Source organism: Streptococcus sp. Marseille-Q5619, assembly GCF_946901205.1.
In the GTDB taxonomy this organism is placed as follows: Bacteria; Bacillota; Bacilli; order Lactobacillales; family Streptococcaceae; genus Streptococcus.
In genome coordinates, this window is record NZ_CAMPPO010000008.1 from 1 (window position 1) to 25,982 (window position 25,982).

General features: G+C 41.1%; 42 protein-coding genes and 2 pseudogenes. 40 read left to right on the plus strand and 4 right to left on the minus strand.

Translation table 11 applies throughout. The features are described from left to right. Window positions 1-77: 77 nt before the first annotated feature. Window positions 78-263: a helix-turn-helix domain-containing protein gene (locus OC530_RS09865; protein WP_000274132.1), complete on the plus strand. Its 186-nt coding sequence runs from the start codon at window positions 78-80 to the stop codon at window positions 261-263. Window positions 264-437: 174 nt separating this feature from the next. Here OC530_RS09865 and OC530_RS09870 read toward each other — a convergent pair whose 3' ends face one another. After that, window positions 438-569: a hypothetical protein gene (locus tag OC530_RS09870; protein ID WP_262081191.1), complete on the minus strand. Its 132-nt coding sequence runs from the start codon at window positions 567-569 to the stop codon at window positions 438-440. Window positions 570-740: 171 nt separating this feature from the next. Here OC530_RS09870 and OC530_RS09875 point away from each other — a divergent pair, with 171 nt between their 5' ends. From OC530_RS09875 to OC530_RS09890, 4 genes are read left to right on the plus strand one after another with little or no spacing between them, the layout of a single operon-like run. Further along, a complete protein-coding gene (locus OC530_RS09875; protein ID WP_173234070.1) occupies window positions 741-938 on the plus strand; it encodes a helix-turn-helix transcriptional regulator in 198 nt (65 codons plus the stop codon). After that, window positions 935-1,810 (plus strand): DUF3102 domain-containing protein, encoded by an 876-nt coding sequence (locus OC530_RS09880; RefSeq protein ID WP_262081192.1) that lies wholly within the window; start codon window positions 935-937, stop codon window positions 1,808-1,810. The genes OC530_RS09875 and OC530_RS09880 overlap by 4 nt, the downstream gene beginning before the upstream one ends. After that, a complete protein-coding gene (locus OC530_RS09885) occupies window positions 1,807-2,217 on the plus strand; it encodes an ORF6C domain-containing protein (RefSeq protein ID WP_173275399.1) in 411 nt (136 codons plus the stop codon). Before OC530_RS09880 ends, OC530_RS09885 begins: the two co-directional genes overlap by 4 nt. A 33-nt stretch (window positions 2,218-2,250) precedes the next feature. Next, window positions 2,251-2,466, plus strand: coding sequence for a hypothetical protein (locus OC530_RS09890; protein ID WP_061438988.1), 216 nt, complete (start codon window positions 2,251-2,253; stop codon window positions 2,464-2,466). An 870-nt stretch (window positions 2,467-3,336) separates the two neighbouring features. Here OC530_RS09890 and OC530_RS09900 read toward each other — a convergent pair. Then, entirely contained in the window at window positions 3,337-3,528 is a 192-nt protein-coding gene (locus OC530_RS09900) for a YjzC family protein (RefSeq protein ID WP_173234141.1), read from the minus strand. Between the two features lie 146 nt (window positions 3,529-3,674). Between OC530_RS09900 and OC530_RS09905 the strand changes: the two genes are divergently transcribed. From OC530_RS09905 to OC530_RS09975, 16 genes and pseudogenes are all read left to right on the plus strand, one after another. Then, entirely contained in the window at window positions 3,675-3,965 is a 291-nt protein-coding gene (locus OC530_RS09905) for a hypothetical protein (RefSeq protein WP_173254186.1), read from the plus strand. Window positions 3,966-3,977: 12 nt separating this feature from the next. Then, a complete protein-coding gene (locus tag OC530_RS09910; RefSeq protein WP_173234080.1) occupies window positions 3,978-4,304 on the plus strand; it encodes a hypothetical protein in 327 nt (108 codons plus the stop codon). 16 nt (window positions 4,305-4,320) lie between these two features. Then, on the plus strand, window positions 4,321-4,464 hold the full coding sequence (locus tag OC530_RS09915; protein ID WP_173212775.1) for a hypothetical protein: 144 nt from the start codon (window positions 4,321-4,323) through the stop codon (window positions 4,462-4,464). A gap of 105 nt (window positions 4,465-4,569) precedes the next feature. After that, a complete protein-coding gene (locus OC530_RS09920; protein WP_240149013.1) occupies window positions 4,570-4,749 on the plus strand; it encodes a hypothetical protein in 180 nt (59 codons plus the stop codon). After that, window positions 4,746-5,492, plus strand: coding sequence for a phage recombination protein Bet (gene bet, locus OC530_RS09925; protein ID WP_262081193.1), 747 nt, complete (start codon window positions 4,746-4,748; stop codon window positions 5,490-5,492). The genes OC530_RS09920 and bet overlap by 4 nt, the downstream gene beginning before the upstream one ends. Before the next feature lie 9 nt (window positions 5,493-5,501). After that, complete coding sequence (locus OC530_RS09930) at window positions 5,502-6,566, plus strand: DUF1351 domain-containing protein (protein WP_262081194.1); 1,065 nt, start codon at window positions 5,502-5,504, stop codon at window positions 6,564-6,566. 2 nt (window positions 6,567-6,568) lie between these two features. Beyond that, the gene (locus OC530_RS09935) at window positions 6,569-6,838 is read left to right on the plus strand and encodes a hypothetical protein (RefSeq protein ID WP_153192940.1); all 270 of its coding nucleotides are present in this window, start codon (window positions 6,569-6,571) and stop codon (window positions 6,836-6,838) included. A gap of 186 nt (window positions 6,839-7,024) precedes the next feature. Further along, window positions 7,025-7,147 (plus strand): annotated as a pseudogene (locus tag OC530_RS10270) (DNA cytosine methyltransferase); the annotation flags it as partial. A 27-nt stretch (window positions 7,148-7,174) separates the two neighbouring features. Further along, window positions 7,175-7,345, plus strand: a pseudogene (locus OC530_RS10275) (DNA cytosine methyltransferase); the annotation flags it as partial. A 13-nt stretch (window positions 7,346-7,358) separates the two neighbouring features. Beyond that, window positions 7,359-7,691: a hypothetical protein gene (locus tag OC530_RS09945; protein ID WP_153199852.1), complete on the plus strand. Its 333-nt coding sequence runs from the start codon at window positions 7,359-7,361 to the stop codon at window positions 7,689-7,691. Then, window positions 7,688-8,203 carry a hypothetical protein gene (locus tag OC530_RS09950; protein WP_262081196.1) on the plus strand — a complete coding sequence of 172 codons (516 nt, stop codon included), beginning with the start codon at window positions 7,688-7,690 and terminating at the stop codon, window positions 8,201-8,203. The genes OC530_RS09945 and OC530_RS09950 overlap by 4 nt, the downstream gene beginning before the upstream one ends. Before the next feature lie 12 nt (window positions 8,204-8,215). Beyond that, window positions 8,216-8,554, plus strand: a complete 339-nt coding sequence (locus tag OC530_RS09955) for a hypothetical protein (RefSeq protein ID WP_262081197.1) — start codon at window positions 8,216-8,218, stop codon at window positions 8,552-8,554. Between the two features lie 150 nt (window positions 8,555-8,704). After that, window positions 8,705-9,181, plus strand: a complete 477-nt coding sequence (locus tag OC530_RS09960; RefSeq protein ID WP_262081198.1) for a class I SAM-dependent methyltransferase — start codon at window positions 8,705-8,707, stop codon at window positions 9,179-9,181. After that, complete coding sequence (locus OC530_RS09965; protein WP_262081199.1) at window positions 9,178-9,438, plus strand: DUF1372 family protein; 261 nt, start codon at window positions 9,178-9,180, stop codon at window positions 9,436-9,438. The genes OC530_RS09960 and OC530_RS09965 overlap by 4 nt, the downstream gene beginning before the upstream one ends. Next, window positions 9,435-9,857: a hypothetical protein gene (locus OC530_RS09970; protein WP_050199228.1), complete on the plus strand. Its 423-nt coding sequence runs from the start codon at window positions 9,435-9,437 to the stop codon at window positions 9,855-9,857. Before OC530_RS09965 ends, OC530_RS09970 begins: the two co-directional genes overlap by 4 nt. Window positions 9,858-9,868: 11 nt before the next feature. Then, the gene (locus tag OC530_RS09975) at window positions 9,869-10,276 is read left to right on the plus strand and encodes a YopX family protein (RefSeq protein WP_262081200.1); all 408 of its coding nucleotides are present in this window, start codon (window positions 9,869-9,871) and stop codon (window positions 10,274-10,276) included. 20 nt (window positions 10,277-10,296) lie between these two features. Here the strand turns inward: OC530_RS09975 and OC530_RS09980 are convergent, their stop codons facing one another. Together OC530_RS09980 and mazE are read right to left on the minus strand one after the other, a co-directional pair. Then, the gene (locus OC530_RS09980) at window positions 10,297-10,650 is read right to left on the minus strand and encodes a type II toxin-antitoxin system PemK/MazF family toxin (protein WP_112445311.1); all 354 of its coding nucleotides are present in this window, start codon (window positions 10,648-10,650) and stop codon (window positions 10,297-10,299) included. Next, window positions 10,634-10,849, minus strand: a complete 216-nt coding sequence (mazE, locus tag OC530_RS09985; RefSeq protein WP_138707798.1) for a type II toxin-antitoxin system PemI/MazE family antitoxin — start codon at window positions 10,847-10,849, stop codon at window positions 10,634-10,636. Before mazE ends, OC530_RS09980 begins: the two co-directional genes overlap by 17 nt. A 130-nt stretch (window positions 10,850-10,979) precedes the next feature. Here mazE and OC530_RS09990 point away from each other — a divergent pair, with 130 nt between their 5' ends. The 19 genes from OC530_RS09990 to OC530_RS10080 all read left to right on the plus strand — a co-directional run bounded on the left by OC530_RS09990 (window position 10,980) and on the right by OC530_RS10080 (window position 25,981). Next, on the plus strand, window positions 10,980-11,408 hold the full coding sequence (locus OC530_RS09990; protein ID WP_001165368.1) for an ArpU family phage packaging/lysis transcriptional regulator: 429 nt from the start codon (window positions 10,980-10,982) through the stop codon (window positions 11,406-11,408). 518 nt (window positions 11,409-11,926) lie between these two features. After that, window positions 11,927-12,421, plus strand: coding sequence for a terminase small subunit (locus OC530_RS09995; RefSeq protein ID WP_166736849.1), 495 nt, complete (start codon window positions 11,927-11,929; stop codon window positions 12,419-12,421). Next, window positions 12,408-13,625 (plus strand): PBSX family phage terminase large subunit, encoded by a 1,218-nt coding sequence (locus tag OC530_RS10000; protein ID WP_218764429.1) that lies wholly within the window; start codon window positions 12,408-12,410, stop codon window positions 13,623-13,625. Before OC530_RS09995 ends, OC530_RS10000 begins: the two co-directional genes overlap by 14 nt. Before the next feature lie 11 nt (window positions 13,626-13,636). Further along, window positions 13,637-15,106, plus strand: coding sequence for a phage portal protein (locus OC530_RS10005; protein WP_262081201.1), 1,470 nt, complete (start codon window positions 13,637-13,639; stop codon window positions 15,104-15,106). Beyond that, window positions 15,015-16,643, plus strand: coding sequence for a minor capsid protein (locus tag OC530_RS10010; RefSeq protein ID WP_262081202.1), 1,629 nt, complete (start codon window positions 15,015-15,017; stop codon window positions 16,641-16,643). The genes OC530_RS10005 and OC530_RS10010 overlap by 92 nt, the downstream gene beginning before the upstream one ends. 1 nt (window position 16,644) lies before the next feature. Then, window positions 16,645-16,803 (plus strand): hypothetical protein, encoded by a 159-nt coding sequence (locus OC530_RS10015; protein WP_218764431.1) that lies wholly within the window; start codon window positions 16,645-16,647, stop codon window positions 16,801-16,803. 556 nt (window positions 16,804-17,359) lie between these two features. Then, a complete protein-coding gene (locus OC530_RS10020; protein ID WP_262081203.1) occupies window positions 17,360-17,944 on the plus strand; it encodes a DUF4355 domain-containing protein in 585 nt (194 codons plus the stop codon). A gap of 5 nt (window positions 17,945-17,949) precedes the next feature. Further along, on the plus strand, window positions 17,950-18,792 hold the full coding sequence (locus tag OC530_RS10025) for a N4-gp56 family major capsid protein (RefSeq protein ID WP_262081204.1): 843 nt from the start codon (window positions 17,950-17,952) through the stop codon (window positions 18,790-18,792). A gap of 11 nt (window positions 18,793-18,803) precedes the next feature. Beyond that, window positions 18,804-18,986: a Rho termination factor N-terminal domain-containing protein gene (locus tag OC530_RS10030; RefSeq protein ID WP_262081205.1), complete on the plus strand. Its 183-nt coding sequence runs from the start codon at window positions 18,804-18,806 to the stop codon at window positions 18,984-18,986. Next, a complete protein-coding gene (locus OC530_RS10035) occupies window positions 18,976-19,164 on the plus strand; it encodes a hypothetical protein (protein WP_262081206.1) in 189 nt (62 codons plus the stop codon). The genes OC530_RS10030 and OC530_RS10035 overlap by 11 nt, the downstream gene beginning before the upstream one ends. Window position 19,165: 1 nt before the next feature. Continuing rightward, window positions 19,166-19,477, plus strand: a complete 312-nt coding sequence (locus OC530_RS10040; protein WP_000021220.1) for a phage head-tail connector protein — start codon at window positions 19,166-19,168, stop codon at window positions 19,475-19,477. Continuing rightward, complete coding sequence (locus tag OC530_RS10045) at window positions 19,458-19,796, plus strand: hypothetical protein (RefSeq protein ID WP_262081207.1); 339 nt, start codon at window positions 19,458-19,460, stop codon at window positions 19,794-19,796. The genes OC530_RS10040 and OC530_RS10045 overlap by 20 nt, the downstream gene beginning before the upstream one ends. After that, window positions 19,771-20,283: an HK97-gp10 family putative phage morphogenesis protein gene (locus OC530_RS10050; protein WP_262081208.1), complete on the plus strand. Its 513-nt coding sequence runs from the start codon at window positions 19,771-19,773 to the stop codon at window positions 20,281-20,283. The genes OC530_RS10045 and OC530_RS10050 overlap by 26 nt, the downstream gene beginning before the upstream one ends. Then, on the plus strand, window positions 20,283-20,651 hold the full coding sequence (locus tag OC530_RS10055; protein WP_049524842.1) for a hypothetical protein: 369 nt from the start codon (window positions 20,283-20,285) through the stop codon (window positions 20,649-20,651). The genes OC530_RS10050 and OC530_RS10055 overlap by 1 nt, the downstream gene beginning before the upstream one ends. A 2-nt stretch (window positions 20,652-20,653) precedes the next feature. After that, a complete protein-coding gene (locus tag OC530_RS10060; RefSeq protein WP_262081209.1) occupies window positions 20,654-21,067 on the plus strand; it encodes a phage tail protein in 414 nt (137 codons plus the stop codon). A gap of 4 nt (window positions 21,068-21,071) precedes the next feature. Beyond that, a complete protein-coding gene (locus OC530_RS10065; RefSeq protein ID WP_262081210.1) occupies window positions 21,072-21,452 on the plus strand; it encodes a DUF6096 family protein in 381 nt (126 codons plus the stop codon). A gap of 38 nt (window positions 21,453-21,490) precedes the next feature. Continuing rightward, a complete protein-coding gene (locus OC530_RS10070) occupies window positions 21,491-21,841 on the plus strand; it encodes a hypothetical protein (protein ID WP_262081211.1) in 351 nt (116 codons plus the stop codon). Then, entirely contained in the window at window positions 21,828-25,622 is a 3,795-nt protein-coding gene (locus OC530_RS10075) for a hypothetical protein (RefSeq protein WP_262081212.1), read from the plus strand. Before OC530_RS10070 ends, OC530_RS10075 begins: the two co-directional genes overlap by 14 nt. Before the next feature lie 8 nt (window positions 25,623-25,630). Continuing rightward, window positions 25,631-25,981: a DUF6711 family protein gene (locus tag OC530_RS10080; RefSeq protein ID WP_262081213.1), complete on the plus strand. Its 351-nt coding sequence runs from the start codon at window positions 25,631-25,633 to the stop codon at window positions 25,979-25,981. The last annotated feature ends 1 nt before the right edge of the window (window position 25,982 follow it).

Here is a 25,982-nt window from a genome sequence, read left to right on the forward strand (position 1 = left end):
GATAGAATAATTCTATCAAAACTGTTGACAAGTACCAACAGTTTTGAAAAGACCTATTAGTAGAAAGGAAAAAGTCAATGTATGGAGCGAAAATGAGGGAGCTGAGAACGGCTCAAAAGCTGGGCTTGCGTGAGCTTGCTAAGCGAACCTTGATAGACTACACGACCTTGTCTCGGATCGAGAACGACCTGAAGGCAGTGACGCTGTCGCAGGCGGTGGTCATCGCCAAGGCGCTAGGGTGTAGGGTAGAAGATATGTTGTAGGAGGAAGGAAGCATAAAAATTGATGGAATTACAACGATAGACTCAGAAATTTTTTTCGGGGAGTGCTATATTCAAGAAGTTCCTGAAGAAATAAAAAAGCTTTTCCCAGAACAGAATCTTATAAAAGTTTCTGAAAAAGGAAAAAGCTATATTTTAAACTCAGACTATATCGTATTACTTTTTACGAGTCTGTGAAAGCGCCGATCCAGCGATAGACTTTGTTCGAGCAGAAGAACGCCCGTCACGAAGAGCTTTGCTTGCCTTGGTGGCGACTTTAGTAGAGGTCTGCTTAGTATTTTTTACCATAAGCAATTCTCCTTTCTTAATTATTTGACTTGCGATTTTCATAAGGAGTTTGAAAGGTCTTATCAAATCGTTTTAGTCAGGATATATTATAACTCAAACATTTTTATTTGTCAACATATTGTATAAGAAAGGAACTAATGTGCTTGAAAAACACAACATATGGTATTTTTGATGTGGGATAAAATTAAAAAACAATTAAAAATAAAAGGCTGGTCGATGTATCGTTTAGCTAAGGAATCGGATGTCCATCCATCCAATTTTTCTAACCTAAAGGCTGGAAGATTGAAAGAGATGTCATGGACGAACATGTGCAAAATCGCTGACGCACTGGAAGTCAGCTTGGATGAATTTAGAGAGGAGAGGGAATGAATGAAATATCTTTATCAAACAACCTTAGTCAGATTGAGCTAGAAATCAATCATCACAAACAAATTGCAGGGCAGTCAATCTGGGAAATCGGTAGACGATTGAACCATGTGAAAGAACATAATCTAGTACATGGAGAATTTAGAGTTTGGCATGAAAGTCTTGGGATTGACAAAGACTTTGCTTACAAATCGATGAAGATTGCTAAAGAACTTCCAAATGTCGAAACGTTACGACATTTGGGTACAACAGCCCTGCATCTCATCGCAACCCTACCAGCGGAAGAGAAACAAGCTCAAATTAACAGGATTGAGCAAGGGGATAATCCGACGGTCAGGGAATTGCAAGATTTGAAATTAAAATTTTCTGCAGCTAAAAGAAAAATAATGGAACTGCAAAAGGGGCAAGAACCAACTAAGGAAATCGTGAAAGAAGTCCCTGTTATGCCAGCAGACTACCAAGAAGCTCTCCAGAATCGTCAAAAACTAGAAGCGCGTGCCAAGTCTGCAGAGGAAAGGAATGCTTTTCTTGAAGCTCAATTAAAAGACCTCTACTCTCAACGTGCAGAAGTGGATGAAAAATCGAACAAGTACGATGAATTGACAAAAGCCATCCAGCTATCCAAAGGGCAGTTGGACGACTACCAGAAAAAAATCGCTTCCTACAAGAATATCCTTAGCCTTATCCAGAAAGGGAATGATTTTCTTGCCAATATGGGCGGTCTCATCTACGCAGATGAAGAAAAAGTCCTGCATACGGACGGTGTTGCTGGTCAGGAGTTCGATAGTTTCGTCAATCGAGGCATCCGATTCTTTACGGATTTACAAGCAATCAGAAATAAAGACAATCAAATCTTAGAGGGAGAAATCTTATGACGCATGAAGTAGTTGCAATTCAACCAAGCGAACTAACCCAAGAAGATATTTTAATTCAGGTTCTACAAACTCAAAAAGAATTAAAGCAAAATCAGGAAGTGTTAGCAGGGGATGTTGATTATTTAAAAAATGAGCAGCCTGTTAATCCGTCCATTTGTCTGGAACTTGAAAATTTACGAAGAGTGAAAGTTATCATGGCTCTTGGCGGTAAGGATAGTCAAGCTTATAAAGACCGTTCTTTTGCCAGCAAAGTCTTTCGTCAGGCTGCTAAAGACTTTAAAGAATTCTTTAGGATTCCACGGTATGACCTGCTGAAGAAAAAAGACGAAGAGAGGGCTTTTGATTACTGGAAATCATGGGAGCCATCACATAATACCAAGATGGAAATCAAAACCATAAATGGGTAAATGCTAAGCAATTTAGAGAAGGAGATAGTAAAGATGCAACCAGGTAAAGGGAGACCAGCAAAAAAGAGTAGCCGTGGAGTTCGCACGGTCGCAATCTCAGATGAACTATTTGAGGATTTATATGAGCTAGCTCAAGGAAGCGGAATACCAATCAGTCAAGCGGCGGATTATATCTTTAAAAACGGACTGAAAAACGTCCGCATAGAGACGGAAACAGTCACCAGAAAACGCTTGGTATTTGAGGATTAGGAAGGAGAAATCATGTTAGATTTTAAGAACTTGGAAGCTCAGCTCATCTTTCAAAAATCCAGTTAATGATTACACTTCTGTCAGCAATGATTTTCTCAAAGATTCTAACCTAGAGCCTGCTTCTATCGGTATCTTGATGGTCGTCCTCAGCAATAAAGAGAACTGGCTGGTCTATCCAGAAGAAATCGCAAAGCGCTTAGGAGTGAGTCGGGATATGGTAGATAGGCATTTCAAAAAGATAGAGAAGGCAGGTTATCTCAGAACTTTTAAAAAAAGTCTCGGCAGAGGGCGAGGAGTTCAGACTTTCAGATTCTTCTCAGATACAAAAATAACTGATTTTCAATTTGAGATGATGCAACAGAGTTTAGAGGAGGCTTTAGAAAAGTTATCCACAGGTTAGCAGTTACATTTCCTTATTTTACAAATCTGTATTTTACAAATCTGTATTTTACAAATCAGTAAAATAAGGCACTAATAAGTATTAAATAACAACAAGTATTAAATAACAATAAATATTAAAAGACAACAAGTCCTACTCCTCTAAATAAATAAAAGAGAGGGTAGAAAAAATAAATACAAAGGAGAAGGAAATGAGACCGAGACGATATCCGTATAGTGGGGAAATAAAAAAGCCTATCAATTTTCAGATAGACTTAGAAAAATTCAAGCATCTTAGCTGTGAAACCATTCATGATACTTCTCAAGTAACTCAATAGGAGGAAGGAATAAAATGATTCACCATTATATAACTCACTATGCCAGCAATGGGAAAGATTACGCCGAAGCATGGATTCAAATCAATATTTTTGGAATGTGCTTTTGTGTATGGAAAAAGCGTACAACCATTGAACGATTGTACGCAAACGAAGATTAGACTTTTTTCCAGCCGTTACCTTTAGCAGATGTCGGAGGGAGCCGATCACCTTTTCCGATAGTTGCGGTATGACCATTAGTAACTTTTCCGCCACGAGGTCCTACCTCTACATAGCGACCAGGTTCCTGATTATCTGTTCCAGGTTTTATCAGAAATATCAAAACCGAGCGTATTTCTTTTAAGAACATGTGCAAAATCGCTGATGCACTGGAAGTCAGCATAGATGAATTAAGATAAAACAAAAAAGCACCTAACGAAGTCAGGCGCATACTTAAATAATTAAAACCATTATATCACAAAAATGCTTGCCCGCATAGTTGAGAGGATGTAAAAAATGGAAGGTATAACGTTACAATTACGATTGGACGGTGAAAGTGCTGAATTGTTCACCAATCAATTACTGGCTTTTGCTGAAAAGCAGGTCAAGGAGCAGTTAGAGAATGACCGCATGCCAATCAATCAACAGGCTTTGATGAAGAAGTTTGGCTTTAATCATGCCTATGTTAAGAAGTTAGAACGCAAAGGATTAAGATTTCGTAAGCAAGGGAAAGATATTATGTATGATGTCAATGATGTTTATGAGATTTTAGAGCTAGAAAAAGAAGTACGAAAATTAAGAGCATAAGGAGATTAAAAAATGTTTGAACCACCGATTTTAGACCAGCTGATGGGTGTTGGAGCCTTGCTGCTTGGATTTGCAGGGCTTTGCCGTCATATCAAATTGCAGGAAAAACGCAAGGAAGAAGAGAGACAAAAAGAGCAAGAATTTGTGTCTAAGATTATCCAAGGCTACAATCACGCATTCGAACGTGGTAGAGAGGACAAATGGCAAGAGATTCGCAAGAATATTCGCCGTGAGTTCAAAGGCTTCACATATGACAACGAACCGCCTCAAGGATTGCGACCTGAGCCATTAGCTTTACCAGAACCACGAAGAGCACGCTATGCAAAGTATTTGGGGTAGAGCAAAGGAGACGCTAATGACTAGAATTGAACTTGAAAACCGTGTGTGGCTTTTGGCCAATCATGAAGAAAAAAACGAATTACTGGATCTTGGGCTAACGTCCAAGGCCGGATATGTGAAACGAGTTCTGGAACTTGGAAAGGTGTATGCTCATGTTTGATTATGACAGAGATATGATTCAACCGCCTGAAGAACATGAAGAGCTTGACCCAAGCCAGTACATCTATGTTGGATGTGGGCAGTATCGATACGTGGGTGATGAAATATGATCCAGGAGCTACACGAAGAAATCGACAACTGGCGAGCTGAATATATGCATCTTGGCCGAGAGCTCGGAGAAATCATCAACGACCAACAGGATATTATTTTGAGATTACAAAACGAAAATAGACACTTAAAACGTGAAAATTGGAATTTGAAGAAGACGAAAGGAAGAAGAAAATGACAAATAATCAATTAGTAGCACAGACAAAACGTGACATCACTATTGACCCAAGTTTACTGACCGGAGCAGACATTAAAAAGTATTTTGACCCACAAAACCTACTGACTGAAAAACAAATAGGTCAGGCTCTAGCCTTATGTAAAGGTCGCAATCTTAACCCATTTGCTAACGAGGTCTACATTGTGGCTTACAAGAATCGTAATGGAGGCACAGAGTTCAGTTTGATTGTCTCCAAAGGGGCTTTCTTGAAACGTGCCGCTCAATGTAAAGACTATGAGGGATTTGAGGCTGGAGTAGTGGCAGTAGACGGCGAGGGTGTTATGCACGAACGCAAAGGGGCAATCGTGCTCCCAGGGGATACACTGATAGGCGGATGGGCGAGAGTGTACCGCAAAAATTTCAAGGTACCTGTGGAGATCTTTGTTAGCCGTGAGGAATATGACAAGAAACAAAGCACCTGGAACTCTATGCCGGCTACCATGATTAGAAAGACGGCTCTGGTAAATGCTCTTAGAGAGGCTTTCCCTGAGGATTTAGGCAATATGTACACAGAGGACGACGGCGGAGAAACATTTGACCGTATCAAAGACGTCACACCTCAAGAGAGCCGTGAGGATGTCGTGGCACGCAAGATGGCTCAGATTGAGCAATTTAACAAAGAGCAAGCCCACACAGATCCTGAACCTGCTCAAACTGAGGAGCCAATCCAGGGCGAGTTACTAGACGGTGAACTTGAATATTAGGAGGACAACATGCAAGAATTACAAGTTATTGATGATAAGAAAATCAATAAAATCTATGAAATGATTACAACGGATGAGCTTACTAGAGAGTCTTTTGAAAAAGACCTCATAGAGGCTACTGAAAAGTACAAGGACTATATTCCTACAGCTAGTACTCTCAAAGATGACAAGGCAAAGCGAGCTGAATTTAATAAGCTAATTGAGTCTAAAAATCGTATCCGTATCGACACTAAAAACTTGCTATCAGAGACGGCTAACACATGGGATAGTTATGCAAAGTCAATTATTGAACCATTTGCAACCGTAGTTAGTGAATTTGATAAAGGTATCAAGGAAATTGAAGAACATCAAAGACAACTAAAAATAGATACGGTTAAGAGTTACATAGCCAAAAAATCAGCTGAGTACATGCTGGATCCTCGTCTCTTTGATGAAAAGGCCCTTGAGTATGTCAAGGCTAGCGATTTCATGGCAGACGGCGTGACGCTTAAAAAAGCCACTATGAAGTCACTTGATGACATGGTCACATTTGAGTTTCAGAAACAGCAAGAATTTGAAAAGGCTAAGTCAGCTATTTCAGGGTTATGTGCTGAGTATGGCATGACTGACTCACCTTACATCCGACAGCTGAAAGACTTGACGCTTGCTGAGGTTTTTGAACAAATCAAAGCTGACTATGAATTTGAAAAGCAAAAGGAAGAACTCAGACAAGCTCAAGAACGAACAGAGCGAGAAAGTCAGGAACTTTTAGCAGCTCAACAAACTAAACAGCAGGAACAAGCTCCAAAGCCAACGGAAACCCCAAATTTTGACCCAGAGACAGGCGAAATCTTGAACGGTGGGCAAAACCCCCAAAATGAGCCTAACGCTCTTAGAGGGGCTGAAAACAACCTAAAACGATATACCCAAAAAATGACTTTAGAGGTGTATTTTGTAGACACAGCCGAAAAAGACCGTTTCAAGGCTGGTCTAAGTCAACTCGGATTTGATTTTAAAAAGAACTATCAAGTCAGCGGTTATCAACGTATTGAGCCATTGACTCAGGCTGAACTCAATGAGCAATGTGGGTGGTAAGTATGAGTAAACAAGTAAAAGACATACTAGAAACTCACGACACAGGTTGTCCTCATGGTATCACATTTGCAATACATCAAGATAAAGATGAGTGTATTGCTTTGTTTGGTCGTTCTGGTTGGCCCGGACTAAAACCTCGATTTATTCGTTGGAATGAAAGTGTTAAAAATCAAACAACATACAAAACTGAGGAATCCTTACTTAATGCCTATGTTTGTGATGTTAAAAAAACATCGGAAGATTTTATTGTCATTCAATTATTGCCCTTTTAAGATGGGGAAATAATCAAAAACCAACTATTTCCATTTTGGAAACAACTCAAAAACCAACAAGCCGGGCATTCTTGTAAAACTGCGAACTAGAAAGCGTCAAAAAAAACGGTCATGTGACCTTGGACGAGCGACTGCCCGTATTTAGCCAATTCTCACAAAGGCAGTCGCATTTTTTTAAATAAACAGATGAAATTTTTGGATTTATTCGCTGGCATCGGCGGTTTTCGTCTTGGTATGGAGTCCGCTGGGCATGAATGCGTTGGATTTTGTGAAATAGACAAATACGCTAGAGCCAGTTATAAAGCGATACATAACACAGAAGGAGAAATTGAGCCTGATTTTAGAATTAGAAAGCTAACACCTCGTGAGTGTTGGAGATTGCAAGGATTTCCAGACTGGGCTTTTGACAAAGCGCAAGAGGTCAACTCTAACAGTCAATTATACAAGCAAGCAGGAAATAGCGTGACAGTCAATGTCATAGCTGCAATAGCAAAAGAATTGAAATAAAAGGAAGTAAAAAATGCTAAATAAAATCGACATACCAGGAACAGATATCACACTTGAAATCGTGGACAAGACCATCACGATCACCAATAAAATTGAATATGATATGCAGATGCATTTTAGAAATACAGATGCAGATGCTTCTCTTGATACAAGTGGAGACGTGTTTGAGCCTCTCTACTGGTTAGATATTAAGGCGACACCGAAAATGCCGACAGAGTATCATACGAGCCTTGGAATCAAGAGAGAAAAGCGCCACTTGGCTGAACTTCAGAAGTTCTTTGAGTTTATTGAGAGTAATAAACGAAACCTATTTGATCTCTGTGGATTCAAGGGAGAACTGCAATGAAATCTCTGACATTATCGTTAGACATTTCAACTACTGCGACAGGCTGGGCCGTATTTCACGGCTCTGATCTTGTCCAGAGTGGTGTCTTAAAACATAAAAGCAAATCGTTCTTTGAACGTGGGCGCTTCATGGCTAGCGAATTGCGAGCGATTCAATCGAGAGCGCTGCAGAAATACGACTGCCATTTTGAATCGATTGTGGTCGAGAAGAACTCAGTCATGGGGCCAAATCAGCAGTCTATGATTAGTATTGGAATTGTGACAGGAATTATTCTTGGACGGTTAGTTGCTGATAATGTGTATTTTGTGAACGTGTCGACATGGCGCAAGTACTGGAAGTTCAGCTACAAAGACCGAAGCAAGAAGTCGATGAAGCTGCAGGCCGTTGCTAAGGTTGCGGCTAAATTCGGCCTGAACGTCAAAGACGATGAAGCTGACGCTATCCTGATTGGTTCATATTTTGTAAACCATGGCCAAGAATTTGGAAATCTGGAAAGCCACAAGGTGAGTTGAGGAGGTTGAGGAATGAGTTATGATTTGGAAATCTTAGCGAAAATAGAAAACGGACAATATATTCGTATCGCTGAACCTAAATATAGTTCTCCGACCTACAATCTCGGGAAGATGTTTAGAATTGCTATGGATTGGGATTTCGACCAAGGCACAATTTACAATATTGCTGATATTTTAGATAATATCCAGCGTGGTATATCTGAATTAGAGCGGTACCCTGAAAAGTATGTGCAGTATGAACCTGAAAATAGATGGGGAACAGTTAGCGATGCATTGGAGGTTTTAAAATCGCTGAAAGAGTGTATTTTAGAACAAGATATTGATACGAAATATTTATATATGAGGTGGTAATGTGAAACGACCAAACAGATATCCGTACACTAAAAATCAATGGGTTGAAGAAACTGTTAATCACTATACATATAAAAGCGATATTTGCTATACAAGTCACATTTTAGAAAATAGACTTACTGGAGAAATTAAGAGCAAGGAGATGGAGTGATGAAAGATATACGAATACTAGACGCTTGTTGTGGCAGTCGTATGTTTTGGTTTGATAAAAATGAGAGTCATACAACTTTCATGGATATTAGGCAAGAAATATTTGAGATACATGACAAAAAGGTCAACGTAGACCCTGATGTTATTGGTGATTTTCGTGACATGCCATTTGAAAATAATACTTTTAATTTGGTTGTTTTTGACCCACCTCATTTAAAATGGGCAGGTAAAAACTCAATCATGAAAGCTCAGTATGGCCAGCTGGATAAAGTTACCTGGTCGGAAGATTTAGCCAAGGGTTTTGAAGAATGTATGAGAGTTCTAAAAGTTGGAGGTACTCTAGTTTTTAAATGGTCTGATTGTCAAATCAACGTTAAAGAAATTCTTAAATCTGTACCTTTTAAACCATTGTTTGGACAACAAAGAGGTACTACGCATTGGATGACGTTTATGAAATTTGAGGAGGTCACAGAATGAAACGATTTATCGCAATCTGGATTCTGCTATCTGCTGGACTAAACATCTGGCAGATGGACAGGATTCGAGATTTGGAAGAGAAGAAGCCGATGGTTATCTACAAGGCTGATAATCAAGGCGCTGAGATATTCGGTAAAGTCGTCGAGAAAGGACGACACGGCAAGCTATATACGCTTACCATTCGTGAATACGGTGTGTTCGTGGTGACGAAGGACGTGTACGATAAAGTGAAAGTTGGGGATGAGGTGTTACTATGACAGAAACTATTAAACTACCAGACTATTATGAGCCTGATTGGAAAAATGCAAGGTACGGGTCGTTGGAAGAGCTTAAAGAATTGTTGCTCTTTAAGCGTATTGTGAAATGGGATAAGGACTTTTTGCTGCTTGAAGACGGCACAAAGGTCACTATTGAAATGTCTGAAAGTGATTGCTGTGCCTCAGCAGGTGGGGAGTTCCAAGATGTATCACTTGACGCTGTGATTACTAATGTTGAAATTGGAGAACCGGAAGAAATCCCCGACCATTGGGGAACTGGTTATAAAAACAAAGTAACTATCTTCCATAATCAGAACCCTGTAGCTATTGCCAATTGTGAAGCAGAGCATAACGGCTATTATTACAGCGTAGGCTCTTTAGTGATTGGTGATATTCATTTTCCAGTTGTTAATGCTTAGGAGGATTTAACATGACACCAAGATATAGAGCATGGATAAAAACAGAAAAACGTATGTTTTTATCAGATGACATTCTTAATATTGACTACGAAAACAAAGAAATAGTGACACAACAAGTTTATTTTAAGAATGGTTTACCAGACGATAGAGATATCTATTGTTACAAAACTGACGAAATCGAACTCATGCAATCAACAGGACTCAAGGATAAGAACGGCAAAGAGGTCTTTGTCGGAGATATTATCAAATGCACAAGAGGATGTCCACATGAAGTGTATTTAGAAAAAGAATATGGTGGTACATTCATAGGTGGAATGCCAGCTGTATACCTAAAAGACTTGGGAGAAGGATATGCGTGGACTGAGCATGAAGAAGTCATCGGCAACATCTACGAAAACCCTGAATTTTTGGAGGAATAAAAAAGCCCAATCCATAAGGACTAGGCTTCGAAGATGAAATTGTAGAGTTGGACAACCTTCTGAAAACTGGTTGTATCCATGGTTGTGATTTTTTGAGCCCTGCGCTCTCTAAAGTCAAAAGTATAGAGTTGGAGTGGATTGACAGAGCCATCTACCTTATTGGAACGCACTGGAACGAGCAGACCTTGTTCTTCTAGTCTGCTTTGACCGTGTGTAATAGGGCATACAGCCACAAATCCAGTCCGCTCCGAATATTCTCTACGCGAGACGACAATAGCAGGACGGCGTTTCTGAATCTCACGTCCAACAGACGGGTCGAAGTCAATCCAGATGATGTCCTGTTTTTCTGGGATGTAATCATATTTCGCTGTCAAGGAATCTTACCTCCTCGAAGTCATCTTCCATGCGTAGGTTTGCATCGCCACTAAATGGGTCTGGAATTTTTGGAGCCAGGACAATGACATTATCTACACCCTTGTAGACAAACATTTCCTGACCTTCTGGAACATTGAGTGTTTTTGGAATGGTCACAGTGACAGAGTTCCCAACCTTACGAGTTTTAACAGTATTCATTTGTTTCTCCTTTATTTTGTATACATACAGTATACACCTAAAAAGGGAACAAGGCAAGAAAAAAGTCAGCACACGGCTGACCCTCATGGTATAGTTTCGCATAACTATTATATCATGAGGAGGAGTTCGTGTGCAAATAGAGTTATTGGATATCATCGATGAAAAGAAAACCAGAAAGGAAGCTATCAAAGTACTCAAAAAATACAGTCGTCTGAGACGGATTGCTGGAGAAGAATACGCTCCAAAAATAACAATATCCTACTCACTTGAGCCAAGGTCATCAAGTGGTCAGACAAGTAAGCAGGTAGAAAGCATGGTCTTGCGTAGAGTATCAGCTCAGCAGGATTTAGAACTAATCGCTAAAGCAATCAACAATCTTTCCGATATGGAATATACACGTATCCTAATCGAACGATATTGCAGGAAAAAGAGGAGGGAAGACTACAGCATCTACTCAGAACTAGGCTACTCATCTAGTGAATATTATCGGATATTAAACAAAGCTCTTTTAGAGTTCGCGGAGTCCTATCAAGCAAGCAACCTTTTAGTTTACAAGTGATTTCTGGGAAAATCTTGGGAAAAATCTGGGAAAATCTTGGGAGAATTGGAACGGAAAAACGTGCTAAAATAGTATTATCCAATGATTGGCAACGAACAGTCATGAGGACTCCTAAAAATACAGAGGTTTCGGCCTCTTAGACAGTAAGGACAGGTTAGCAGGTTGTTTGGGTCTCCTTGAAATTTTTACCAAGCGTGCGTTTTACTGCTAGACCAGCTGGTTCAATTCCAGCTACTGTCATTTGAGTGTTTGTGTCCCAGAATGGGGTAGGCAGTAGGCTTAGCATTCATATATCACTCATTAACTTAAAAATGGTTGCAGAAGTGACCGAACCTCGCATGGTTGCGTAGCTACTTATATCCTAGGTAAGTTATAAGCTAGAGGGTTTGATTCTCTCAGAGGTTGTAATGACTATAAAAAATAAAAAAGAAGTCAAAATTTAATACACAAGCAAGGTTGTAGTCGTCTTGCAGGAAGGTCGCACATCGTGTGACTTTTTTATTTTGTGAATGGAGGTGATGGACATTGGGTTAAATCAAAGACAAAAGATGTTTGCGAGCGAGTATTTGAGGACTGGAAATGTCTATCAATCCGCAATATTCGCAGGTTATAGTGAAGCGTATGCTAAGACAACCGCTAGTAAATTGCTAGAAAATGCAAGCGTTAAAACGTTTATACAAACCGAAACTGAAAAGATGCATGATGAAAATATTTTGAGTGCTAAAGAGGCTCTTTCAATTCTCTCAGACATCGCAAGAGGCCAGCGACTTGAGGAAGTTTTGATGATGAACCCTGTCACTGGTGAGGTGGATAGAGTTACGAAAAAGGCAGATAATAACACAGTTATTAAAGCGATAGCTGAAATATTGAAGCGTTATCCGACTGCTAAACAAGCTGAGAAACTAGAACTTGAAATCGAAAAACTTAAATCACAAATCGGTGTGGATAATGAACAAGACGATAAATTGATAGAGTTTGCTAAGGCTTTGAGAGGTGCTTTTGACGACAAATAAATTTACGAAACGACAAGAAGAAGTACTTACACGAGTATTGAATGATGATTTTTTTATCTGTGGTCTCCATGGTGCAAAACGTTCAGGTAAAACTGTTCTAAATAACATGGTCTTCATGAATGAGATTGCACGAGTAAGAGAAACAGCGGATAGATTAAACATAGATGAGCCGATGTATATCTTAGCTGGAACATCTTCAACATCGATACAAAACAATATCATTCAGGAACTGTATAACATGTTTGATATTGAACCTAAATACGATAAGCACGGAGCTTTTACCCTTTGTGGTGTTAAGGTAGTTCAAGTCTACACTGGTTCCATTTCTGGATTAAAACGAGCCCGTGGTTTTACTGCATTTGGAGCTTATGTAAATGAGGCGTCACTTGCTAATGAGCAGGTGTTCAAAGAAATAATCTCACGTTGCTCAGGAGAGGGCGCACGGATTGTTTGGGATAGTAACCCAGATATCCCTACACACTGGCTTAGACGGGATTATATCAACTCAGGCGACGATATGATTATAGACTTTCATTTCAAGCTAGATGATAATACATTCATGTCTGATAGATACCGTGAGAATATCAAAAATGCTACGCCAGCTGGTGTCTTTTATGATAGAGACATCCTTGGTTTGTGGGTAACTGGCGAAGGTGTGGTCTATCGTGATTTTAGTGAGAATATGTTTGTGGATAACGTACCAGAAGATATCACTAAAGTCTACGCTGGTGTTGACTGGGGATATGAACACTTTGGCTCTATCGTTGTTGTTGGAGAAACATCTGACGGTTCGGTTTATCTGTTAGAGGAACACGCGCATCAGTACAAAGAGATAGACTTTTGGGTAGACCTCGCTAAGAATATCAAGGTACGATACGGGAATATTACGTTCTGGGCAGATAGCGCACGACCTGAACACGTTGCAAGATTTCAAAGAGAGCAATTAAGAACATTCAACGCTAATAAAGCGGTATTGTCTGGTATTGAAGAAGTAGCCAAGCTGATGAAAGCTGGGCACTTTTTTGTTGTATCAAACAAGGTCAGCAAGTTCAAAGATGAGGTCTATCAATACATCTGGAACGAAAAGACAGGCGAGCCAGTAAAAGAAAATGATGACGTTCTGGATGCAGTGCGTTATGCGATTTACTCGCAACATACGCAACCAAAAGCAACTGTCCGCAGACGTTCTGATTATGGTCTATAGAGAGGAAAGACATGTACCAATATTTAACCTATCCACGGGATGGATATGATGAGGGTTCTTTGAAGAAAGACCTGATTTATAAATTGATAACGAAGCATAGCACTGAAGGCTCACGTTTGAAGAAGCTTAAAAGCTACTACTTGGGTGAACATGCTATCTTAAATCACAAGAGACGCAACGAGAACGCACCCAATTACAAGACGGTAGCTAATCATGCCAAGGATATTGCAGACACGGCTACGGGCTATTTTATGGGCAATCCTATCAAGTATAACAATACCGCAGACGGTGATATTGATGAACTACTTACAGCATTTGACGGTGCTGAGATTGACCAAGTAGATGCGCAGAATGCTTTGAACACGGCTATCTATGGTCGTGCTTACGAGTACATCTATGCCAAAGAGGGATTGACTGAGTTGGACTCAACTAGTATTGATCCAGAGAATACTTTCATGGTTTACGATGATAGCATTGAGCAGAAGCCTTTGTTTGCGGTCTACTACTATCAAGTTGAAGATGATACGAAAGATACTACTAAGTACCAGGCAGAGGTCTTTACGGAAAATCTGCACTATCACATGGTGCTGAGAAGTACAGATGCAGGAACAACTCAGAATGAGCAAGTAGAAGCTCACAACCTTGGTCAAATCCCAATTATCGAATATCGCAACAACCACTTTGCGATTGGCGACTACGAGCAACAAATTAGCCTGATTGATGCCTATAATTCCTTGATGGGTAACCGTGTCAATGATAAGGAGCAGGCAGTAGAGTCTATCCTTGTCTTATATGGTACGCAGTTAGCAGACACGCCAGAAGACGCTAAGGTAGCGATGAAGATTCTTTCTGAAGAAGGTCTTTTGGAATTACCAGGCGATAGTGCAAGGGCTGAGTTCTTGAAGAATACGCTGGATGAAAGTGCTACGGAAATCTTGCGCACAGCTCTGAAAGAGGACATCTACACATTCAGCCATGTGCCTAACTTGACTGATGAGAACTTCGCAGGCAATACGTCAGGGGTAGCCATGGAATTCAAGCTGATGGGTCTTGAGATGATTACCAAGACCAAGGAAGCGAACTACAAGCGTGGATTAAGACAACGGATTGCGATTTTTGCTCATTACTTGGGTATGAAGCAGATTGCATTAGAGTCTCATTCAATCGTTCCACAGTTTAGCCGTGGTTTACCTAAGAATTTGTTGGAGATTTCTCAGATTGTGAACAACTTGGAAGGCAAGGTGACCAATAGGCAGCTTATTTCTCTCTTGCCGTTTGTTGAAGACCCTGACGCTGAGCTGGAAGCCTTGGAAGAAGAGAAAAAGAAGAACATGGAAGACATGCCGATGTTTAACCAAGACAACACGAAACCCGAAGACGAGGTAGCAGATGAAGAATCAGGAGTATTGGGAGAAGAGGAAAGCCAATCTGATTTACCAGCAGATGGACAAGGCCGAAAAGCAGGCAGACCAGTTCGATAAGGTCTATCAGGAAGCTAAGACTTACTTGGATAAGGAAATCAATAAGATTTTTGATAAGTTCCAACGTGATTATGGGTTAAGTCAGGTAGATGCTAGACAAGTCTTGAAGAACATGAAAGACAAGAAAGACCTGAATGAACTTCGTAAGGTGCTTGAAGCAAGACCGAATGACCCGAACATCCAAAGACTACTGGCTGACTTAGACAGTCCGGCTTATTCTTTTCATATGAAGCGCCTAGAGCGTTTGAGCGACGATTTAGATCGTATGCGTGAATCTATCTATCATTCAGAGAAGACAGGCTCAGACGCTTTTTATAGCGACCTGATGAAGGATAGCTACTACAAGGCTACCTTTGACCTGCAACAGCAGACAGGACTAGCATATGGCTTTTCTGGGCTTCCTGAGAGCGAGATAAAACATCTACAGTCTTTTAGTTGGGTAGGAGATGGAAGCACGTACTCAACAAACATCTGGAAGAATACAGGAAAGCTTACTTCAAGCATAAAAGATGAACTACTCATGAGCCTCATGACAGGGCGAGATACACGAGAAACTGCACAAGCAATTGCTGAGCGGTTCAATGTGGGTCAGAATGATGCAAGGCGTTTGGTTCGAACAGAATCAGCCTTTTTTCATAATCAAATGGAACTGCTCAGCTATGAAGAAGCAGACATAGAGAAGTATATCTTTGTGGCCGTCTTAGACAAGCGTACATCACGCATTTGTCAGGAGCATGACAATCAGGTCTATGATAGGGATAAGGCTGTCGCTGGCGTCAATTGTCCGCCTATGCACCCGTGGTGTAGGTCTACTACTGTCGGATACGATGAGGACGCAGACTACAGCAAGTTGAAGCGCAGAGCAAGGAATCCAGAAACAGGTAAGACCGAGCTAGTACCTGCTGATATGACTTATAAAGAGTGGTATAGCAAGTATGTTGCAGAACCACGAGAACGAGAGCTAAGTGGTAGGCCGTTTGGAGCGAATCTTGATTATGTACGAAGTGATGAATTTGTTGACAAACTAAAAAATCACCCAAAGACCTCACATCTATCCGAACCTATCGCAAGAGTTTCAAGACAGATGTTGCAGCATAGAAACGGAACTCCATTTGAAGATTACTATTTGCTTAATGCAGATACAGGAAGAGTTGTTGCGCTATCAAATAAAGCCAGAAAGACAAAAGGTGTAGTTTATAATGACCAAGTTAGAAAGGCTTTTAAAGAACAATCTGAACAAAGTCTTATTTCGATTCACAATCATCCATCTGGTTATCCTCCTTCGCTCAGTGACTTTGCCTCACTGCAACAACGTAATAAAAATAATACTGTAAGATATGGTCTGACTATAGGGCATGATGGAAGTGTTTATTGGTATACAAGACCTAACAAAAGGATTCCACGCAGTGCACAAGAACAATATGTCAATCGAATTGATAAATTTAAAAAATTGGGGTATAATGAGAGCGTAGCACAAGAAAAAACTCTTGAATTATTATCCGAAGTGTTCGGTTTTGAATTTGGAAGGATTGATTGACATGATTGAGAAGTATGATTATGATTGGCCAGAAGCCGAAGACGACAATCTGGATGAATTGTTAAAAAAAGCCTATGAACGAAATAAAAACAAAACTGTTGAGGACTTGGACCGTGAATGGGAAGAATACCTTAAAACATTAAAACTAGAATCAATTTAAAGAAGCACCTAGAGAAATCTAAGTGCTTTTTTCGTGCCCAGAAAGGATTGAAAATGGATATAGCAAGAATTGGGATAACTAACGTAGAATTTTCAGGATCAAGCGAAAATGACTCAGCAACAGTGAAATTAGAGTTAGATATTTATGGGACGGATACGTTTAGCGCGATTGAGTTACTACCTAAAATATTAACCGACATTCATTCATTATCGTATGAAGTTACTTGATTGTGACATTAAAAGGAGTAAAGACATGTTTATCTGGGATTGGGTATCAATCGCTTTCGGGTGGTTGGTATTCTTTTGGTTATTTTTGGTTATCGTAGGAACTATTCTTGCGATTTTAACAGGTTTCAAAAACAGAAAGTAGGTGATCCAACATCTTGACTGGCAGGAATAGACTGCTATAAATTACTGTAAATTGCTATAAACCGTGTCATATTTGATGCGGTTTTTATATTGTCCAAACTGTGCTGATGACATTAAAAGCTGTACTGTTCCGTCGCCGGACGTAAAGCGAGATTATCGAGTGGCGACGTAATCGCTGGAGGACAATTATGTCAGAAGAAATCAATGCAACTGTATCTACTGAATCAACTGAGACTGTCGACACTCAAGGAAATGTTGATACAGTGCAAGAAGAAAAGCACGAACGAACTTTCACTCGTGCTGAAATCGGTAAGATGCTATCTGCCGAACGCTCTAAATGGGAAGCTGAGAAAGAAGCCAAGGAAAACGAAGCTAAGAAGCTTGCTAAGATGAACGCTGATGAGAAACAGAAATATCAGTTGGATCAGCGTGAGCAAGAACTAGCTGACCGTGAAAAAGCTATTGCTCGCAAGGAATTGACCGCAGAAGCTAAAGCAATGCTAAGTGAACGTGACTTACCTGTTGAGTTAGTGAATGTAGTTGATTTAACAAGCGCAGAGACGGTATCGCAGTCTGTTGCTGTGTTGCAGAAATCATGGGAGCAAGCCGTACAGAAAGGCGTACAAGAAAAGCTAAAAGGCGGAGCTCCAATGAAACAAGCACCAGTTGATAGTGACGGTATCACAAAAGAAGAATTTGCTCGTATGGGTTATCAGAGTCGAAATGAACTCTATCAAAAGAACCCAGAACTCTATAAGAAATTGAAAGGTTAAAATAAATGACAGCAGGACAAACTAAATTAGCCACTATGGTTAACCCAGAAGTAATGGCGGACATGGTTTCCGCTAAACTACCTAAATTGATTAAATTCACTCCACTGGCTTATGTGGAAACAGCACTCCAAGGCCGACCAGGGAATACTCTAAAAGTTCCAGCATGGGAATATGCAGGAGATGCTGCAGAGGTTGGAGAAGGTCAAGCTATTTCTCCAGACCAATTGACTACTAAAAAGACCACTATGACCATCAAAAAGGCTGCTAAAGGTTATGAAATTACCGATGAAGCTCTTTTGTCAGGTCTTGGTGACCCATTAGGTCAAGCGACTTACCAGCTTGGTTTGGCTATTGCTAACAAGATTGATGATGATTTGGTGGCAGTAGCGAAAACAGCAACACAACACGTTGCAGAAGCTCCAACAACAGGAGCAGCTCTTGATAAAGCACTTGCTATTTTTGACGACGAAGAAGACGCAAAATATGTAGCTCTTATCAATCCAGCAGATGCCATTGATTTGCGTGCTAACACTGTGAAAGAATGGATTTCAGGCACAGAAGTAGGAGCGAACACAGTTGTTTCTGGTACATTTGGAGAAACACGAGGTGTTCAAATTGTGCGTACTAAGAAAGTTGAAAAGGGTAAAGGCTTTATCGTCAAAGTCTCTCCTAGTCAAACTCAGACAGATGATGCCAATAAATATGGAGCTTTTGTCATCTTGCTAAAACGTGATGTGGCTATCGAAACAGACCGTGACATCCTTAAAAAGACAACAGTCATCACTGGTGATGAACACTACGGTGTTTACCTATACGACCCTACACGAGTTGTAAAATTCGGTGAGTAAGAGGTGACGATATGGGCTTATTGCTACGACGTCATTATATCCAAGAGGAGCAGGCTAGCCAGTATTCTGATTTAGAGAATAAGACTCTAGAAGAGTTGAAGAATCTAGCTAAAGAAGCTGGCATAACTGGCGCCTATAAGTTATCAAAAGCCGAAATTGTAGAGGTGCTGGAGGATTTAAAAAGTGAAATTTAAAATCAAACGAGATTTCTATGATTGGGAATCAAATGTGAAACGACTGGCAGGAGAGGAACTTGAGATTACTGAGGAGCGTTATGCTGAGCTGGCTAACAATTTTGCCAGCAATGGTGTCGCTATCTCAGACGTTCTTGAGGAAATCCTCCCTGAACATGAGTTTTTAGAAGAGGATTAATATGTCTATAGAGTTGCTGAAGAAATTAACAGGCGAAGAAGATACTCAGCTTCTCATGTTGCTCCAAACGAGGGCTACAAATCTTATCTTGTCAGAGACGAATCGCACATCTTTGACACCTGCTTTAAGTCTCTTAATACCTGAGGTTGCTATCGAGCTCCACAACCGCTCAGGAGCGGAAGGAGAGCATTCTAGGACCGAAGGTGGTATAGCAGTAGTCTACGGAGAAAATGGCCTGTCTACGGGTCTTCTACAGCGTATACGCATGCACAGACTAGCAAGGGTGGCAGGCCATGTTTTTGAAGCAGAGTAGACTGAAACCTTATCCAATGCGACGGTTTGAAAAAACTGTCACAGAGGAAGGCGTCGCAAAAGAAGGATATGCCAAGGAAGCTGAGACAGTCCGTCTTGAATTGTGGCCAGCTAGTAGCAAGTTACAATCTGAGCTGTACGGAGAGCGTGTCAATGATATTTTGAACGCAAACGCCAACAAGTCAGCTGCTATCAAAGTGAAAGATGGTGTGTGTATCGATAGCCCGACGGAAGTGACTCATAGGGTTATCTCTAAAAAGGTCTACACACATCATCAAGTTTTGGAGTTAGAGCGTGTCAGGGCTACGAGGGGCAGATAGACTTATAGCTAAATGTAGACGGTTAGCTAGTAAAAAAACTGGCGAGGATATCGTCTTACGTGCTGTACACAATGCTGCTATAAAGGTTGTCCAAGCTGATGCAAGAAGACTTGTACCAGTGAGAGATGAAGAACTTAGAACTAGTATCAAAACTAGGGCAAAAATGGACGGAGATAAGGCTATAGGTGAAGTTTACACCAACCTGAAATATGCTCCTTACGTTGAGTTTGGAACGGGACCTAAGGGTCAGGCTAGCCATTCTGGTATCTCTCCAGAGGTCAGCGTGACTTACAAGTCGAATCCTTGGTATGTGCATGAAGACCAAATCAATGTAGGACCGTACCACTTTCAAAAAATTGGGGAGTTCTACAAGATGTATGGTCAACCTGCCCAGCCTTATCTTTATCCAGCTTTGAGAGACAATCAAGAGCGTGTGTCTAAGAATATTTCGAATTATGTCCGTAGAAAGATAAGAGAACAAATATAATGATTAATATCAAGCCTGTTATTTATAAAGAATTGCAAAAGGTCGCAGATAATGTGACTGATACTTATCCTAGCGATTGGGAAACTTTCCCAGTCGTTATTTTTTTGGAAGAACAAAATAAGCCTGGTGATTGGTTTGACGACAAGGAACAAAAATCATCTATCCGCTACAAGGTGGATATCTTTGATGATACAAGCACTAGTGAGTTAGCTGTTAAAATCAATCAGATTTTTGAGTCTTTAGGTTTGCGAAGAACCGACTGCCAAGACGTACCAGACCCGTCTCATTTGAGACATAAGGTCATGCGTTTTGAAGGTGTCGTTGACTTACACTCAGAGCTTGTTTTTCAATTTAGAATGGAGAATTAAATATGTTAGCAAACGGAATTACGCTGTCTTATGGGACAGCTAAAGGAACTTACACAAAACTTGCAGGACTTAAGGAAGTACCTGAATTTGGTATTGAACCTGAAAAGGTTGAGAATACAACCTTGGAAGATAAGGTTAAAAAATATGAATTTGGTATTGGCGATGCTGGAGAACTTGAATACAAATTCGCTTATAAGAACGACGGAGCAAATGCTCCTTATCGTATTTTGCGTAACGCAGCAGACAACAAGACAAAACTTTTCTTTGAGCAAGCCTATCCAGATGGTACTAAGGTCACATTTGAAGGTCAAGTGTCCGTTAAATTGGGCGGTGGCGGTGTCAATGCCGTTATCGAGTTCACACTCAAGATTGCATTGCAGTCTGAATTGACATTCGTTGATGGAATTGGAGGTTAATTAAATGGCGTTAAAATACACAACTTGGAAAGTTACTGACGAAAAAGAGTTGAAGCTACGTTTGACATCTCATCAAGCTGCAACTGTGGAAGAAAAAATCGGCATGAACTTGCTGAAGATTTTCATGCCTGAAGCTGGCGAAGAGTTCACTTTACCGCCTTTGAAAGTTATGTTGTTGTTAGTTCACGGAGCGTTGCAGCAGTATGAACATGGGTATTCCTTTGAAGATGTCTACGACCTATACGATGAATACGTGGATAATGGTGGAGACCAAACAACCTTCATGACAGAGGTTTTAATGCCACTCTTTGAAGTATCGGGTTTTACTCCACGAGGAAGCAAGGACAAGAAAACTTCCGAGAAGAAAATGACAGTAGTCGAGTAATCTTAACGGTAACGCAGATTATTGAGAGGCTTTATCCTATGTTTTTGGACATCGGGGGTAAGCCTCTTGATTTTTGGGATTTAACGGTGCTTGAAATCAGAGAAATGATTGAAAGTTACAACCGTGTCAAAATCCAAGAGCGTAAAGAAAAGATTATTGACTCTTATAGACTTTCGCAGATGATATCTAACCACGTTTCCTTATTGTTATCCAAAGATGCCAAGGTCTTTGAGTTCTGGGAATATGCGCCTGAGTTATTTGTAGAAGAACAGCAAGCGGTAGAACAGGAACGACAGAGACAAGCGCTTTTGTTGCATAGGGAACGGATGCGTGATTTTGCAGAGAGACACAATCGCAAAAGGAAGGAGGAAGTAAATGGCAACTCTTGATGAATTGAAGGTCATGATTGACGCTGAGATAGCGCCTTTCAGGAAGAAGATGAAAGAAGTCGAGAATCAGGTCAAAGGAACATCTGACCAAGTGAAGAACGCGACTGCCAAAGTTCGTGAACAGTCGAACTCAATCGGTAGTGCGTTTGGCAAGCTGGCTAAGTTCGCTGGTTTTGCAATCCTTGGTAAGAAATTGCTTGATGTTGGGATGTATTCAGCGCAGACGGCTCTTGAAGTATCAGCGTCTATGAACCAAATCAAGCGACAGATGGGCGAGAGTTCGCAATCTTTCTTAAAGTGGGTTAACGATAACGCCAACGCTATGAATATGGGTGTGGGTGAGGCTACTAACTACGGTGCAGTCTACTCAAACCTATTTTCAGGATTTATCAAAGACACCAACAAGCTAAGCGCCTATACTGCTAAGATGCTGCAGACATCGGCAGTTGTTGCTGAAGGCTCTGGGCGCACGATTACAGACGTTATGGAGCGGATTCGCTCAGGTTTGCTAGGAAACACGGAAGCGATTGAAGACCTAGGAATCAACGTCAATGTGGCTATGATTGAGTCTACTGAAGCCTTTAAGAAGTTCGCGAACGGACAGAGCTGGCAACAGTTGGACTACCAAACCCAGCAACAAATCCGCCTTATGGCTATCCTGGAACAGGCTACGGCAAAGTATGGGAATACCTTGTCCAATTCTGTAAATGGACGTATTAGTCTATTTAAGTCTCTGATGAAGGACGCTGCATTGAACCTTGGTAACTCTATGTTGCCGATTATCAATGCCATTATGCCTGTCTTGAACTCTTTTGCTATGGTCTTGAAGAACGTTACTGCTAAACTTGCTGAGTTTATCGCTTTGATGTTCAACAAGAAAGCAACAGTGAAAGATGGTGTTGGTGGAGCAGTCGGAGACATGAGTAACGCCATGAAAGACGCTGCAGGCGGAGCAGGAGACCTTGCCGACGCTGTTGACGACGCTGGAGATTCAGCAGGAGGACTTGCTGATAATCTTGGAGACTCAGCCAAAAACGCTAAGAAAGCTGCTAAAGAGTTGCTAGGTCTTTTGGGATTTGACGAGATTAATATCTTACAAAAACCAAAAGACGATGATGCAGGCGGTTCTGGCGGTGGAGGTGGTGGCAAAGGTGGTAAAGGAAAGGGAGGCGGAGGCGAACCTTTCAAAGACATCTTGCCAGAAGTCGAGCTGACCGACATAGACAACAAATTCAAGAGCATTTTTGATGGTCTTGGAGATAAGCTCAAAGGGTTGTTTGACCTCTTCAAGAAAGGTTTTGATGCAGCATTTAGACCAGAAGGTATTGAACGCATTAAGACCGCCTTAGACCAAATAGCTAAGACAATGGGAGAAATCGCCACTGACCCAAGGATTGTGAATGCCTTTAATCGCATGGCTGAGAAAATCGCTTATGCTTTAGGGCAAGTGACAGGCTCAATAGCTACTATCGGGCTAGGTATCGGTGTTTTCCTCGCTGAAAGTATTGCAAATGGTCTTGGAAGGCAAAAGGAACGCATTACCAGGGCGCTAGTTGCTTTGTTTGATAATATTGGTAACATTGCAGAGGCAGTAGGAAACATCGCTCAGGCATTTTCTAGTGCTTTCTACGATGTCATTACCTCAACTGGTGCGGTTCGTATCGGTAGCGCTATTGTGTCAACATTTTTGAGTTTGAGTTCAACAGCTGTTGAGATTGGAAGCAAACTTGGTGGTGATTTATTCAAGGGCTTAGAACGCATTGTGACAGATAACGCTCCGAAATTATCAAGTTCTTTACAGGGAGCTTTGGATGCGATTGCTCCAGTATTCGAAACAATAGAGAAAGCAGTAAACCGTTTCGGAGATGTATTTAGTCGTGTGTATGATGAGCATGTTAGCCCATTTATAACAACTCTTTCTAGCGGTATTTCTCAGATTGTATCAGTCTTTCTAGACAGTTTTGACAACAATGTTACTCCAGCTTTACAAAGATTCTCTGATGGATTTGAAGATGTCTATAACAAGCATATCGGTCCAGCAATTGATTCTTTGAGTCAAGCTTTTGGAGGACTGGTTGATGTTCTCAAACAAGTCTGGGAAGATAACATGCAACCTTTTGCTGAGTTTTTAGCCGATACATTCGGTATCAGCATTGGTGAAGTTGCCGATGTGCTAGGCGGAGCTATTTTAGAGGCTTTAAAAATTCTAGCTGATACAGTAAAAGTCGTTAGCGATGCTTTCGTTGCTTTTTCTGATTGGTGTAAGGATAACCGAGAGATAGTTTCAGCCATGGCCACTGCAATCGGTCTGGTATCGACAGCTTGGGAAGGTATTAAATTCATGTCTTGGGCTGAGCAGGCTGGTGGTCTTGCAGCAGGAATTGGTAAATTAAGTGGAGCTTTCACTGATTTAGTTAGTGCTGTGAAAGGCTTAACAGTTGATAAGATAAAAGATTTTGCAGAAAGCGTGTATTTGAACACCTTATATGCAAAAGACTTTGTAGTCAATTCAGGTAAATTGATTGCCGAGTTAGGAAAAACCGCTTTAGAACTTGGTAAATCAGCGCTAGCTTGGGGTGTTCATGCAGCACAAATGGGACTTGCAGCAGCGGCAGAGATCGCTCAATCGATTGCAGCAGGAGTTGCAGCAGCTGCAACATGGGCACTCAATGGGGCTATTGCGGTATTGACCAGTCCGATAACTTTAGTTATTGCAGCAATTGCAGCCTTAATTGCTATCGGTGTATTGCTCTACCAAAACTGGGATACTGTTGTTGAGTTTGCTAAAACTGCATGGCAAGGACTATGTGATTTTATCAGTGGTATTTGTCAATCGATTGGGGAATTTTTCAGCGGTCTATGGACGAAACTACAAGAAATCTTTGAACCGATAGGTCAATGGTTTGGCGAGAAATTCCAGCAAGCATGGGACGCTATTGTAAACATCTTCTCTGGTATCGGAGAGTGGTTTTCTGGTGTATTCCAAGGTGCATGGGACGCTATCGTTAATATCTTCACGCCAATCGGTTCATGGTTCGGACAACGTTGGGCGGATGTGACGAGTGCTTTGGCTAATATCGGGGCATGGTTTACGGACATGTTCCAAAAAGCATGGACTGGTCTAACAAACATCTTCAGCAAACTAGGTTCATGGTTTGGCGAAAGGTGGAACGATGTTACAAGTGCGCTTTCCAGCGTTTCAAACTGGTTTGGCGAGATATTCGGAAAAGCTTTTGACGCTGTTAAAAATGCTTTTAGTTCTATTGGCGACTTCTTTAAAGGCGTTTGGGATACTGTTAAAAATATCTTTGTAAATGCTGGTCAGATGGTCGGTGAGGCGGTAGGTGGAGCGTTTAAGAGCGCAGTCAATGCGGTTCTTGACACTATCGAGAATGTGGTTAATGGATTTATCGGCATGATTAATGGTGTTTTAGATGTTGTTAGAAACTTACCTGGTCTCGGATGGATTGGTAGTGTAAGTACAGTCAGCCTCCCACGTCTTGCCCGCGGTGGTATCGTCGATAGTCCAACTATTGCCATGATTGGTGAAGCAGGTAAAGAGGCGGTCGTACCACTTGAAAATACAGGATTTATCCAAACACTTGGGCGAGTTGTCAGCAGTGCGGTAGTAAATGCCATGGCTGGTGTTGGTCCACAAGGTGGATTTTCTGGAGACGGCGACATCGTTATCCAAATCGCAGGACATGAGTTCGGACGGGTAGCCATCCAAGAAATCAACAAGGAACATGAACGAGCAGGTCAAACCTTGCTCAAGATTTAGGAGGTTAAATGGCACAATTGACAATCAATGGGGTGGCTGTGAAGCCTCCCAAATCTTTTCAGGTCGGTATTCAAGATATCGATGGAGAAACAGGGCGTAATGCCAATGGCGATATGGTGCGTGACCGTATTACGACTAAGCGTAAGTTAGACTGTGAATGGGGTATGATGACTCAAGAAGAAATGAGTCAGCTTTTAAATGCCGTGTCAGCAGTCTTTTTTGAGGTTTCCTACCCTGACCCCGTTAAAGGTCAGACAACTGGGACTTTTTACGTCGGTGATAGGACGGCTCCAAGCTATACCTTTACTGAGAAGTTTAAACCTTGGTCTGGCGCTAAATTTAATCTGATAGAGAGGTAAG